At 48.1% G+C, this 14,315-nt stretch carries 8 protein-coding genes; 6 read left to right on the plus strand and 2 right to left on the minus strand.

Annotated elements, in window-relative coordinates; genetic code table 11:
- Window positions 1-538: 538 nt before the first annotated feature.
- Window positions 539-2,200 (minus strand): glycosyltransferase family 39 protein, encoded by a 1,662-nt coding sequence (locus QZW47_RS19630; protein WP_293130085.1) that lies wholly within the window; start codon window positions 2,198-2,200, stop codon window positions 539-541.
- A 57-nt stretch (window positions 2,201-2,257) separates the two neighbouring features.
- On the opposite strand from QZW47_RS19630, the gene QZW47_RS19635 reads away from it, so the two are divergent.
- The 6 genes from QZW47_RS19635 (at window position 2,258) to QZW47_RS19660 (ending at window position 13,945) form a co-directional block, all read left to right on the plus strand.
- Window positions 2,258-2,395, plus strand: coding sequence for a hypothetical protein (locus QZW47_RS19635; protein WP_293130088.1), 138 nt, complete (start codon window positions 2,258-2,260; stop codon window positions 2,393-2,395).
- Entirely contained in the window at window positions 2,392-3,888 is a 1,497-nt protein-coding gene (locus QZW47_RS19640; protein ID WP_293130091.1) for a hypothetical protein, read from the plus strand. The genes QZW47_RS19635 and QZW47_RS19640 overlap by 4 nt, the downstream gene beginning before the upstream one ends.
- 556 nt (window positions 3,889-4,444) lie before the next feature.
- Window positions 4,445-4,771, plus strand: coding sequence for a hypothetical protein (locus QZW47_RS19645; protein ID WP_293130094.1), 327 nt, complete (start codon window positions 4,445-4,447; stop codon window positions 4,769-4,771).
- A gap of 77 nt (window positions 4,772-4,848) precedes the next feature.
- On the plus strand, window positions 4,849-5,073 hold the full coding sequence (locus tag QZW47_RS19650) for a hypothetical protein (RefSeq protein ID WP_293130097.1): 225 nt from the start codon (window positions 4,849-4,851) through the stop codon (window positions 5,071-5,073).
- A 734-nt stretch (window positions 5,074-5,807) separates the two neighbouring features.
- The gene (locus QZW47_RS19655) at window positions 5,808-9,458 is read left to right on the plus strand and encodes a DUF4347 domain-containing protein (protein WP_293130100.1); all 3,651 of its coding nucleotides are present in this window, start codon (window positions 5,808-5,810) and stop codon (window positions 9,456-9,458) included.
- 1,055 nt (window positions 9,459-10,513) lie between these two features.
- The gene (locus QZW47_RS19660) at window positions 10,514-13,945 is read left to right on the plus strand and encodes a DUF4347 domain-containing protein (RefSeq protein ID WP_293130103.1); all 3,432 of its coding nucleotides are present in this window, start codon (window positions 10,514-10,516) and stop codon (window positions 13,943-13,945) included.
- A gap of 5 nt (window positions 13,946-13,950) precedes the next feature.
- Here QZW47_RS19660 and QZW47_RS19665 read toward each other — a convergent pair whose 3' ends face one another.
- Window positions 13,951-14,121, minus strand: a complete 171-nt coding sequence (locus QZW47_RS19665) for a hypothetical protein (RefSeq protein WP_293130106.1) — start codon at window positions 14,119-14,121, stop codon at window positions 13,951-13,953.
- Between the last annotated feature and the right edge of the window lie 194 nt (window positions 14,122-14,315).

The following is a 14,315-nucleotide window of genomic DNA, read 5'->3' on the forward strand; positions in this document are numbered from 1 at the left end:
TTATAACATCCGTTTTGGATTGTATCCTTAAAAAGGATGAAGATATCAAGGAGCGGAATGAAGCGAAAGTTTCACGTTCCGTTCTGAAGGAGAGGTAGGGGTAGTGATGCCCCTATCGACTCTACCAGACCCTCCTAGGGGTAAAACACTTCTGGAAAAATAAGCTCTCTTGTTTGCTTCGTTCCTCTCTTCGGACAATATTAAGTAAACCGTATTGATTTATACCATCTATCAAGAAGCTGGTTACAAAATAATTAGTTTGCTTGTTTTCTCAAGGATTATGTAATACCAATTTAAAAAAATATTGCTACAATAATTGATACTGAGAAAAGTTTGCTCAAATATTATCGATGGTGCGTCGCTAGCTAGATTTTTCGTGTGTTTTTGCGATCGCTCGTGGCGACACACCCTACGAATATTGTTGCATTAATTGTTCACGCTTGGTATAAGATGCGTCGTGATGAGATTGTCGGTTTTGCTTGAGGGATTATCGATGGTGATGCACCCTAAGAATAATTTTGCGTTCTAAAAATTGGTATTACTTCCGAGTTACTAAAACCCAATCATCCGCTGTCTTGACTACCTGAGGATTCTCCAAGGCTAGATGTTTAAGCACAGGTTTTTCCAACAGAAAATAAGGTTGCGGGAGAGATTGCCATTTCTGTTTCAGCGTTTCGCTGTCGGCGACAATAACTTGCCTCTGGCTGTAAAAATTTAGCGACGGACGAGGTAATTTATGAGAGGTAAAGACTTCCTTGCCGGCTGGGGTTCCTTGGCGGACTATTTCGGCGATCGGCTTAACTGGATAATCCTCGGCGAGTTCCCAAACCCAGTTATCGGAAGCAACAAATACTAAGAGCGTGACGTAAGTTCCCCAAATTAAAACTAAAATAAACTGCCGATCCTTGCGGTGCAATAATACGGCCGCCAGTGTCATTGTCAAAACTACAAACATTAGCATTAACTGCAAATCTCGCTGGGGCTGCACAATTTGTCCCCCAAACCTTACCCAGCCGCTGAAGTACGCACAACCGACGATAGCAACTACGGCTATTACTGCCAAAATAGCGGGATGAGGCAACAAAGATATAGCATTAAAATGTTCTTCTACTTCATCTTTTATGGGTTCTTCCGGCAGCCACATTTGATCCCAAACTTCGGCGAGATAGCTGCCAACGGCGATCGCAAAAGCTGGATAAACTGGCAAAACATACCAAGGTAATTTGGTATTCATCACAGAAATCGCCAGTAGATATACTCCAGTCCAAACTAATACTAATTTTGGCCCGGGAAAATTTCGATTTTCCCAACTCAAACGCAGCCCTTGCAGGTAAAATAACTGCCAAGGCCAAGCTGATTCTAAAATTTTTAATAGATAATACCAGGGCGCGCCTTTGTGATTCCCGACGGGCTCCCAAATGCGCCGGAAAGATTGGTTAACTAAATTAGCGTTGATGAAATCTTGGCCGTAGTGCAGCCATTGGGCAAAATACCATGCAGCTACTGGTAAAGTGCCGATCGCCAATCCGCCCCACAGATACCCAGAAGTCAGGAGTCGCGGGGTATCCCAAACCAGGAAAACAAAGCCGATCGTCCCCAGCAGCAGCCCCAACATCACGCCCTTAGTCAGGCAAATGAGTCCGAACCCAATCCCCGCCCCCAAAGCGTAGCGCAAATCGCGGCGCGATCGCAGCAAACACCACATCGACGCCACCAAAAAACACAAAACTGCCCCGTCTAACATCGCCAAACGTCCGTGCCGCACTACCGGGAGCAGCGTCAGATACACCAGAGCCGAAAAAATGGCGATCGAGCGCTGCACAAACAACTCCCGCCCAATCGCGTAAAGCAGGGGCACCGAAGCAGCCGTCAGCATCGCCGGTACCAGCCTCGCCGTCAATTCGCTGACACCGCCGGCGCGAAAACACAGCCCGATCAGCCAGTGTACCAGAGGTGGCTTGTTCAAATAGGGCATAGAGCCGATCGTCGGATACAACCAATTTAAATTACCGCGCCAAATTTCCCGGCTTACCTGCGCCGCAATCCCTTCATCCCAATCCCGCAAAGCCACACCGCCCAGATTCAGCCCGAAAATCAGCACCGCAGCCAACAACAAAGCCAGCATCCACAGTTTGTCTGTCAAGCTGTCATTGAAGCGAGTTTTGGATTGGCGCCCCGGGAATCGAAAGATGTTTGACATAAAAAAGTATACAATTATAGATTTTTAATTGGCGATTGAAGAATTGAATAATTGGGGATGACTTATGAATTAACGGTTTGGAGTACCGGGCTGGGGTTGGATGCTGGGGGGAAACTGGTGTTAAGAGCTTTTTTAGCGTCCCAAACAGAAGGTAAACTTAGACAGCAGTTATTTGCGATCGGGGAAATGCCATGAACTTGCCGGTAATCATAGATATTATAATTGGGTTAGTGTTTATCTACCTAACTTTAAGCTTGCTAGCTTCCGAAATTCAGGAACTGATTGCTACTGTTTTGCAGTGGCGCGCCGAACATTTAAAGAAATCGATCGAAGTGCTGATTTCAGGAGGTAGCGAAGGCGCCAAAGAACCGCTGCAACTACAGCGAGTCGCACAGTTGGCTAATTTGATTTACGCCAATCCGATCGTTAAAGATTTGAATCAGGGAGCGAAAGGGCTTTTATCCCAAGGATTCCGATCTGTCACCCACAAAATGGGTAATTTTTACCGCCAAATAACTGGCACCAAGAATGTTTTTGGCAATAAATTAACCGCGCCTTCTTATATTCCGGCTGATTGTTTTGCGGCGAGCCTTTTGGACACTTTAAAAGTTTCTAATTTGGCGCATTCTATATCTAAGAACCGATTGGAAAGATTTAAAGATTTACAATTAGCCCAAATTCAAGTGATTGGAGAAGGGCTGAATTTGCCGGAGTCTACTAAACCGATCATCGAGCAAGAATTTGGCTGGCTGACTGCGGAATTCAATCGAGTTGTAGAAGATTATAAAAACGATTTGGGTAGTTTGAACAACAGTTTGGATCGGATGTCGGAAAAGCTGGGGTTTTATATTAACGATTCTCAGGTTTACCTGCCGGAAACCGAGCAGGGGGGGAGAGAATTTCAGCGACAGATGGCTTTTATTAAGGCGAGTTTTGACAGCGAATTTGAGCGGGCGGCGCTGCGGGCCCAACTGCAACCGAGTTTGAGCAATCTGTTAAATACTGCTAGGAAAGTGAGAAAAACTCAGGATACGGTAGCAGAAATTATGGACGAAAAAGAGGACAGTCCGATTTACCAACAAATTCAAGAAACCTTGGACATTATGCCAGAATCTCTGAAACGCAGCCTTTCTATCTTAGCGCAGCGCGCTGAAACAGGCGGCGGAGATACTCAACAGCAGTTGGAGCGGTTTCAGAAAGAAGTTGAAATTTGGTTTGACCAATCGATGCAGCGCGCTTCAGGCGTTTACAAGCGGAACGCTAGAGGGGTGGCGATTTTGCTCGGTACTACGATCGCCCTGGCTGCTAACGCTGATACGATTAATATTATCAATCGGTTGTCGAAGGATTCGATGTTGCGATCGACTGTTAATTTGTACGCTAAGCAGTTGGTGGAAAAAAACGCTAACACTAAATTGGATAATTTAACCAATCTCACCAAAGTTCAAAATCAGGTCGATCGCGCTTTGGATAATGTAGCTCTACCTTTTGGCTGGGGCGAACCTAACAGGTTAGAGCTAGACTCCCAGGGAAAATTATTTTTGCCCGCTGCGATGGCAAAATTGTTAGGTTGGATTTTGAGCGGCGTAGCTATTTCTATGGGAGCTAGTTTTTGGTTCGAGGCGCTCAACAAGATTATCAACATTCGCAATGCAGGGAAGAAACCGCCCTCTTCTACAGAATCTTGAGCGTTGTGTGCGATCCGCCCGATCGACCAACTGTCATATAGCCTTTCTCACATTAATTCGCGGATGAATCTTGACCTGAAAAGCTTGCTGCTGTAAGGGTTGTAGCATAATTTAGCATACCTCATCTTTCTGAGAAACGCTATACGATTTTTGATTTTAGATGGGAATGACCCCGCAAAAACGGATACTTGCTTGGATCTGGCAAAATTTTCGACTCAAGTTTCGCTTCCCAGATTCATTGGCGCGCTCAATCAAAAGTCAAAAATCGATTGACTGGCTAAGGGTTTGAAGTACCGGCTGGCGGTTGCATTCTGGTGTGAAGGTGCTGTCACCTACAGGATATTGTATCTATGGGTAATTACGGGCCAGCCAGCCGTTGGGGAAAATATAAAAAACATAAATTCCGTGCGATCGCGGATGGCAGGGTCGCCAAAATAGGGGAAACTGATAAGTAGGTTAAATGGAAATCAGCAACACAAATTAGTTCCCTGCCAGTTTCCTGCGGTCTGACTCCCGGGGTGTATCTACCACTCAACACCCTTTTGGAGGAAGGAATATGTTCACTTCTTTGACAGAAACCAATCCCGCATCCAGAAGCTTTACGTTAAATGACTCCAGCATCGATCGCTGTCTGTATTTTGTTGTCTCTCGAATTTTGGCGGCGGTTGCAGTAATTTTAGTCGAGTTCAAGTCTGATGGCATTGAGCAAGTGAGCTCTGCACTTCAAAAATACGCCTCTATCCTGAGAAAGATTGACAAAGTTTCCCGAATTTGTGGCAGGTGTTGGGACAATCTCGCACCCGAACACCCGCAATTGTTAAAATGGCAGAGTCTTGGCTGGCGACAACAGCGGATTCGGTTCGTGTTATGCCGATCGAGATAGCGACACACTCAGCAACAGCCTCCAGCGCGATCGATTGTTTGCTAATAAGGAGATCGATCTAATTGAGGGTGTGCAGCGTGCTGAAGGCAATAGAATCGAATACAATGGCGATCGGCCAAGGTTTGGCGATCGGCATCAAGGATGCGATCGAGCTCGATAACAGAGCGATCGTCTCAACTGATCTAAATAATTGTCCTAACCTTTGTAGTCACGGCCCAATTCCTCAAAGTCCCCGGGCCGCTAGGAGAAACCACTCGATCGGGGCGATCGACGAGCAAACATTTAATACCAGACAGTTTTGAGTGTGAGTAACACCCACAAAACCAAGCGAGTATGAGTATTCTGGGGTATAACAAATCTCGCCCCTAGCTTCGGGAGCAGATTTCAAAGGATTTTAGATTTGAGAATTAAGACTGACTGAGGTCGATCGTAATTGCGATCGCGCCTGAAGCTGTAAGCTGTTCTACATTTAAATTGTGTATAAAAAATCTATCAAACAATGAGTGGTATGGCTTTGAGCAGCGTACCGAATATGTAATTTAAATGCGCGACAGCTTATTTTTTGTTGTGATTAGCTGAATTATTCACAACGTATTATATGACCTATTTTTCCATATCTGAAACAGAGTTGGAACACGGTAATGTCGTGTCCGTTTGCCTAAACTACGACACTAAAATCACAAATTATTTATCTAATTTATAGGGGTTCCCGAATAGTAAATCACCGAGCAACTATTCCTCCAGTCCTTTATTTTCAGGGAATTACAGCCCATATATCATAAAATAATCCGGTTGCAAAAAACTGGATTATTTTCAATATCTTTATAAAAGATATTGCTTATTATGCAGAAATATTGAAAATAAAAACCATGAGCTACAATCACAAACAAGTGCAATCCGGAAAAAAAATCATCAAAAAAAATAATTTTAAATATTGCACTATTTCCGAAATAGGTGTTAAGATGTAACCAAATAACGCTGATGTGATTCCTCCAGGGCTGTATCTACCAATAACGCCCTTAATGGAGAATCAAAAATGAGTTCTACCTTCGCTCAAACCAATTCACAATCTTCTTTGGAAAAACTGCCCCTACGTTCCTTAGTGTTCATTGATTCTGGGGTCAAAAATTACGAGGGAATTGCAGCGGGAGTGCTGCCAGGACAGCAGGTCGTAATCCTCGACGGCACCAAAAACGGCATCGAACAAATCTCCTCTGAAATTGAAAAATACGCTTCTACCAACGGGGCGATCGACTCGGTTCACATTATTTCTCACGGCAGTTCTGGCAACCTGCAACTCGGCAATACCGCTCTAGGTTCAGATAACATAGAGCAATACAAAGGTCAGTTGGAAAAGTGGCAGACTTCCCTGGCACCATCCGCAGACATTATGCTCTACGGCTGCGATGTAGCAGCAGGTACAGGCGCTAATTTCGTTGACAAGCTCAGCCAATTAACCGGCGCTGACGTTGCCGCATCCACCAACATTACTGGCAAAGACGGCGACTGGAACTTAGAATTTGCTAAGGGTCAAATAGAATCTCCCTTAGCCTTAAAACCGGACGTGATGGCAAATTACCAAGGTGATTTAGCTACTATCGTCGTCAGCAACAATAGCGATAGCGGCCCAGGCTCATTGAGGGCTGCGGTGGCATCTGCTGTAGCCGGGGATACAATTACCTTCGCTCCTGGTTTGGCTGGCCAAACAATCAGTCTGACTAGCGGTCAAATCGACATTCCTGTTGGCAAAAACCTCACGATTGACGGCACCGCAGCAGCAGGTTTAACCATCAGTGGCAACAACGCATCCCGCGCCTTTTTTGTCAATGCAAACGTGGTGACTGCTACGAGTTTTGCCGTCAAAAATCTCTCTATTGCCAACGCTAAAACGACAGGGACAGGTGGCGCGATCGGCACAACCGATGAAGTAAATCTGACAGTAGACAACGTTCAGTTCAATAACAACGTTGCCGACAAGGGTGGTGGGGCAATCTTCGGAAATTTCAACAATACCCTGACTGTATCGAACAGTAAATTCAACGGCAACATTGCCACCGCAGGTAATGATGAACGCGGTGCAGGTGCGATCGGCTTTTTGAGTTCCAAAGCTTTTACTGTCACCAACAGCGACTTCACCAACAACAAGGGAATTAACGGTGGGGCAATTAACAGCCTTCAGGGCAAGTTAACAATTGACAACTCGCGATTCATCGGCAACGACACCACCGCAGCCGTTTACGCAACAGGCCAAGATAATCCCTTTTTAAGGGGTTTTGGTGGCGCAGTTTACACAGACAGAGCCAGTTCTCTAACTGAAGCTTCCGGGACAATTAAGATTACCAATAGCGTATTTCAAGACAACAAAGGCCGAGGTGAAGGAGGTGCAGCTTATCTGTTCACAGGCAGCCAAGACAAGGTAATTTTGGAAAACAGCACCTTCCAAAATAACGAAATTCTGGCGCTACCCAACGGTGGCAGCCCTGGAAACGGTGGTGCGGTAACAAATTTGAGCGACAGCACCAACCAGGGATTGACCATTACCAACACCACCTTTGCCGGCAACAAAGCTGGCGAGCAAGGTGGCGGGCTGTGGATGAAAAATGCCCCTGCGACGATTACCAACAGTACGTTTTCTGGTAACTCGGTTCCTACTACTGTGGCTGATGGCTTCGGCAAACTCGGCGGTGCAATGACTCTTGGTGCGCCCACAACTATTGTCAACACGACGATCGCCGATAATTACGCTGGCTGGATTGGTGGAGGTATCTTCGCCGCTGCCAATGATGTCACCCTCAAAAACACGATTTTTGCCAACAATACAGCGGGTAACGGAGGAAACCCTTGGGGAATTAACCAACACACCACCGCCCAATACAGCGATCAAGGAGGAAATTTTCAGTGGCCGCTGACTGGCAGCGATACGAAGGTGACGACAAGTGTGACGGTGGCAGATCCTTTACTTGGCCCTCTGCAAAACATCAACGGTGCTGTCGTCAGGCCCCTGCTGGTAGGAAGTCCGGCGATCGATAAAGGCGTTGACAGCGGGCTGGCTGCCGATCAGCGAGGCGTCACTCGCCCTCAAGACGGCGACACCATTCCCGGGGCGATCTTTGACAGCGGATCTTTTGAATTCACCACTGCTGTCGTGCCGACTCCGACTCCGACTCCGGCGCCAACTCCAACCCCCGCACCGACTCCGACTCCCACACCGACTCCGGCGCCAACTCCCACACCCGCGCCGACTCCGACTCCCACACCGACTCCGGCGCCAACTCCCACACCCGCACCGACTCCGACTCCGACTCCGACTCCGGCGCCAACCCCAACACCCGCGCCGACTCCGACTCCCACACCGACTCCGGCGCCAACTCCAACACCCGCGCCGACTCCGACTCCGACTCCGACTCCGGCGCCAACTCCAACACCCGCGCCGACTCCGACTCCGACTCCGACTCCGGCGCCAACTCCAACACCCGCACCGACTCCGACTCCGACTCCAGTCGGCCCCACTCCCACACCGACGCCAGCGCCGACTCCGACGCCAGCGCCGACACCCACTCCCACACCGACTCCGGCGCCGACTCCGACACCCGCGCCGACACCCACTCCCACACCGACTCCGGCGCCGACTCCGACACCCGCGCCGACACCCACTCCCACACCGACTCCGGCGCCGACTCCGACACCCGCGCCGACACCCACCCCGGTATCGGATGCTTGCGTGCTTGATGGCCTCAACCCGCCGCAACTCGACCCTGCGACTATCACCCCCAACCCCGTCCAACAAACTTTAGACGGCAGCGACGCTAACAATTTGATTATGGGGGGCGCCATCAACGAGTCGATTAACGGACTTGCTGGTAACGACACTCTCTACGGGATGGGCGGCAATGACAACATTGACGGCGGTGCCGATAACGACTTGCTCTTCGGCAATGACGGCAACGATTTAATCAAAGGTGGTACTGGGAATGACACCATTTATGGTGGCAAGGGTAATGACACTGTTGTTGGCGACGATGGCAACGACTGGTTGCTGGGAGATTTCGGCAAAGATACTGTTGCCGGCGGTATGGGCAACGACACCATTTTTGGCGGCAAAGATGACGATATTTTGCTCGGTGAAGATGGCGACGACTATCTGTTAGGCAACTTAGGAAATGACACAATTAATGCTGGCAGCGGCAACGATATTGTGTTCGGTAATGAAGGTGCAGACTTGCTGTTTGGTGACGTAGGAAATGACACGCTTTACGGCGGCAAAGACAATGACAGTCTCGATGGCGGTATTGGCAACGATTTGCTGTTCGGCGGCAATGAAAACGATATTCTCTGTGGCGACAGCGGCAACGATACCCTGTACGGTGGCAAAGGCAACGATTTCCTCACAGGCGGTGCTGGCAGCGATTTCCTCAGCGGCGATGTTGGGGACGATACTTTGACTGGCGGTTCGGGAAGTGATATATTCTTCCTCACTCAAAGTGCGGGTAGCGACATCATTACTGATTTCCGTAAGGGCGAGGATTTAATTGGTTTGGCTCCCGGTTTGAGTTTCAATCAACTCAGCATTACGTCGGGCAACAATCAAACTTTGATTAGCGTGACGGGCACCAATCAATTGTTAGCTAAGCTTAACGGTACGCCCGGTACTCTCAGCGCTGGCGATTTCACTCAGGTAACAATCTAACTGCCTCGGGTAGGGTGTGCAACGCGCACCTTACTGCGGGCAAAACATTGGGTAGGTGCGCCCGCGCGGGCGCACCGCCCGAATAAAACACCATACGCGATTGATTGTTAAAACCGTCAAGAGATATCGAAGAAAGATGTGAAAAATAGACTCTCTTGTTTGCTTTCCTACGGAGCGCGTTCATGTATAGCGTTCCTCTCTTCAGACAAAAAACACTAACCCAAGTCTATTGGCATCAAACAAGCTTTCTCACCAACTAAATTTCCGAGCTCTGGCAAGTTTGGACATCGCAAAAACAGGTTACATTGACCCATCTTTGGCGCAATTATTCGGGTTCTAAGTCAGGCGAATGTATGGCGCGATAGCTAGAGCAATTTTTCGTAAGTCTGAGCTAATATCATTTCCTATCGATTGCCATAATGAAACGGTTTTTAATCGACCAGAAAGTCCGCTCTCCGGTTGCGGACTGAAGTCCGCACTACGAACCTTTGATAGTGGGGGTAATCGATCGGACACGGGAGCATTCTCTATTTTTTGAATTTACTGTTAGTAATTCAAACAAATGTTTTAGGCGCTAAGTAGGTGAGTCAGGCGCGCAATACCAACCTCAACATAAAGGTGAAAACAGTAATTTTTATTTTTATTAGATTATCTGCACTTAATACAAATAAAACTTACTGTTTTCACCGAAAGCTCGTGATAAATAAAATAGCTTTCGGATTTGACTGAGCAATACTTCGGACAGTGCTTATCTGGTCGTATGAAAATGCAATTCCAGGACGCACTCGCGACAAGACTGAAACCGAGTTTCTGACTAGATTTATTGTCAAGCATCGCAAATTTTTCTCATAAACCTGGTTTTGAGACGAACGCTATGCGTAATCTTTGAAACTGTCCGAAGTGTTGACTGAGGTAAATAAACCAAAGTTTATCGTGAAGTCAAATTTCGGATGCCGCGCAATCTTTTATTCATGCTGCATCTGTCAATATCGAGATTTTAATATTTTCTAGGTGAATCTACCAGCAAATAGCAAACATTTTCCTAGGTATGCAAAATGAGTTCAAATTTGACCAGTATTGATTCACAATATCTTCTCCGCAATTCTCGTCCTCATTCTCTTGTCTTCATTGACTCCGATGTAGATGATTATCAAACTCTTGCGGGCGGGGTGCTTGGGAATGCAGAGACGATTATTTTAGATAAAAATGGTAACGGAGTCGAGCAGATTACTGCGAAACTGCAATCCATTGCTGCTGCGGGGGGAATTGTAGACCAGGTTCACATTTTTTCTCACGGTAATTCTGGTAGCTTGCAGCTTGGTTCTGCGACGCTGAATGTGGATAGTTTGCCTCAGTATGAAAGCCAGTTGCAAGGGTGGCGAAATACGCTGAGCGACAAAGCTGATATCATGCTCTACGGTTGCGATGTGGCTGCGGGTGACGGGGCTAATTTTGTCGATCGCCTTTCGGAGTTAACCGGAGCTGATATTGCTGCATCTACCGATCGCACTGGCCGCGGCGGTAACTGGAATTTGGAGTTTGCCAAGGGCGATATTGAAGCACCCAGTGCCTTGACTCCAGAGACAATGGTCGATTACCGAGGGGCTTTAGCGACTGTTACCGTTACCAACAATAATGATAGCGGTGCCGGTTCCTTGAGAGATGCGATCGCCTCCGCAGCAGCCGGCGATACCATTCAATTTTCCTCGACTCTTGCCAATCAAACAATTGTTTTGACTTCGGGTCAGTTGGTTATCAACAAAAACTTGACAATTGATGCTGTTAGTGCTAGCAATTTAACCGTCAGCGGTAACAACTCTTCGCGGGTAATCCTGACACAAGATGCAACCAATGTTACTCTAAAAAACCTGATTGTTGCCAACGGACGAGTGTCTGGAACCGATCCGAATAACGAAACAACTAGCGCAGGCGGTGGCATTCAAACGGGAGGTGGCAGCAATTTAACTTTAGAAAATTGCCAAGTAAATAATAATGTTGCGGGTTTCGGCGGTGGCATTTATACCGGTTTCCGCAGCAGCACAACTGTGATTAACAGCAAGTTTAGCGGCAATGACGGTTCTTTGGCGGATAATACCGAACGCGGTGGCGGGGCGATCGCCACTAAGAGCGGGGGTTCTCTGACTATCAGAGGTAGTGAATTTAGCAACAACAAAGGCAGCTACGGCGGGGCTGTAAATAACCTGTTGGGCAGCATGACGATCGAAAACTCTAAATTCACCGGCAACCGCACAGACAAAAACGTTGGTGGGGCAGTTTTCGTCGATGGGGCTAGCGAATTAACTAACGATGCGATCGGTGGCAACATCATTATTCGCGGCAGCACTTTTGACGGCAATATTGGAGCCGGAGAAGGAGGGGCAGCCTTTCTGTTCGGTTATCCCCCAGATAAAATGGTGCTAGAAAATAGCACTTTTATCAACAACAAAGCTGTCAAAAAAGCAGATGGTACAGGAGGTTCAGCAGGCGCAGTACGTCAGGGAAATGCCGATTTTACTGTTACAAGCTGTACCTTTGCCAACAACACAGCCGATGATAACGGCGGCGGTTTGTGGATAGGGGAAGAGAGCAACATCAACATTGTTAACAGTACATTTTACAACAACACCGCTGCTCAACAAGGCGGAGGAATGGTAATCGCTAACGCAGATTCCTTTTCGACTAACATCGTCAATTCGACTTTTGCCAAAAATACCGCTGGGGAATATTCGGGAGGCATTTCTACCTTTAACGATCCTAACAAGTCCCCAATTACTGTCAAAAATTCGATTTTTGATAGGAATACGGCTGGTAATATTTATAAAATCGGTCAGCAGACTGGACGCGCACTAATTGACGGGGGAAATAATCTGCAATTTCCCAATAAATTTACGGTGGGCGATCCTAATGACAATAATGTCACGGAAAATGTGACGATCGCCGATCCTTTACTCGGATCTCTGCAAAACTTTAACGGCGCTTTGGTGCTGCCGCTGCTAGCCGGAAGTCCTGCCATTGATACGGGTACAGGTGCGGGCGCGCCGGCTGTGGATGAGCGCGGTGTCAGTCGCCCTCAAGATGGTGATAATAACGGAAGTGCGATCGTAGATATCGGCGCTTTTGAATACAGCACCGCAGTCATACCCACGCCAACTCCCACGCCGGCGCCCACTCCCACACCCGCACCAACTCCCACGCCAACTCCCACGCCGGCGCCAACTCCCACTCCCACACCCGCACCGACTCCCACGCCAACTCCCACGCCGGCGCCAACTCCCACACCCGCACCGACTCCCACGCCGACTCCCACGCCGGCGCCAACTCCCACACCCGCACCGACTCCCACGCCAACTCCCACGCCGGCGCCAACTCCCACACCCGCACCGACTCCCACGCCGACTCCCACGCCGGCGCCAACTCCCACACCCGCACCAACTCCCACGCCAACCCCCACGCCGGCGCCAACTCCCACACCCGCACCGACTCCCACGCCAACCCCCACGCCCGTATCGGGTACAGATGATTGCCTGTTCAATGGCCTCAACGCCCCGCAACTCGACCCTGCTGCCATTATTTCCAACTCCGTCCAACAAACTTTCAACGGCGGTAGCGGCAACGATTCGATCGTGGGCGGCGCCATTAACGAGTCGATTAACGGACTAGCCGGCAACGATACTCTCTACGGGATGGGCGGCAATGATAACCTCGACGGCGGCGCCGATAACGACTTAATTTTCGGCAACGAAGGCACCGATTTTGTTCAAGGTAATACCGGCAACGATACTGTCTACGCAGGTAAAGACAATGACACTGTTCTTGGCGGAGATGGCGACGACTTTTTGAGAGGAGATTTCGGCAAAGATACTGTTGCAGGTGGCAGCGGCAATGACACGATTTTTGGTGGCAAAGATGAGGATATTTTGCTGGGCGAAGATGGCGACGACTATCTGTTAGGAAATTTAGAAAACGACACAATTAATGCTGGCAACGGTAGCGATATTGTGTTTGGTAATGAAGGTGCAGACTTGCTGTTTGGTCAACTTGGAAATGACACCATTTATGGAGGTAAAGAAAATGACAGTCTCGATGCTGGTGAGGGCAACGATTGGCTGTTCGGTGGCAATGACAACGATGCGATGTGCGGCGACATCGGCAACGATACGCTTTACGGCGGCAAAGGCAACGATACGCTTTACGGCGGTGCTGGTGCCGATTTCCTCAGCGGCGATATTGGAGATGACACTTTGACCGGCGGTTCGGGAAGAGATGTATTTTTGCTAAATCAAAGTGTGGGTAGCGACATCATTACCGATTTCCGCAAGGGCGAGGACTTAATTGGGTTGAATCCCGGTTTGAGTTTCAATCAACTCAGTATTACTTCGAGCAACAATCAAACTTTGATCGGTGTGACGGGAACTAATCAATTGTTAGCGAAGCTTAACGGTGTAGCGCCCGGTACTCTCACTGCTAGCGATTTCATCAGTCAGTAGTTATTTTATGCTTCGGCAGAGCGATCGACAGTTTTAACCGCTTCGGGGGTCAAACTCGCAGGCGAAGGCCACAGCCACAACCAGCGCTGATGTACTTCGTTTGTCTTTCGAGTTTGACCCCCGACTGCATTGGGCGATAATTGCTCATCAAGCAAACTTGATATGATTCGCTTCATTACCCATCAGATGAAAATATGGACGCTGTGGCATCTTAATTATTGGTTCTCTGGTTTTTTTCAAGCCCACATACCAGCGCGTCACACAGAAGAACTACTCATAATCAGCGATTTTAAAAGTTTCAAATTATATTTTTTATAAACATTTATCCGTTAAGATACGGTATCAAAATCTAAATTAGAGCTTCATTATT

Origin of the sequence: Microcoleus sp. bin38.metabat.b11b12b14.051 (assembly GCF_013299165.1) — a bacterium.
Taxonomy (GTDB): domain Bacteria; phylum Cyanobacteriota; class Cyanobacteriia; order Cyanobacteriales; family Microcoleaceae; genus Microcoleus.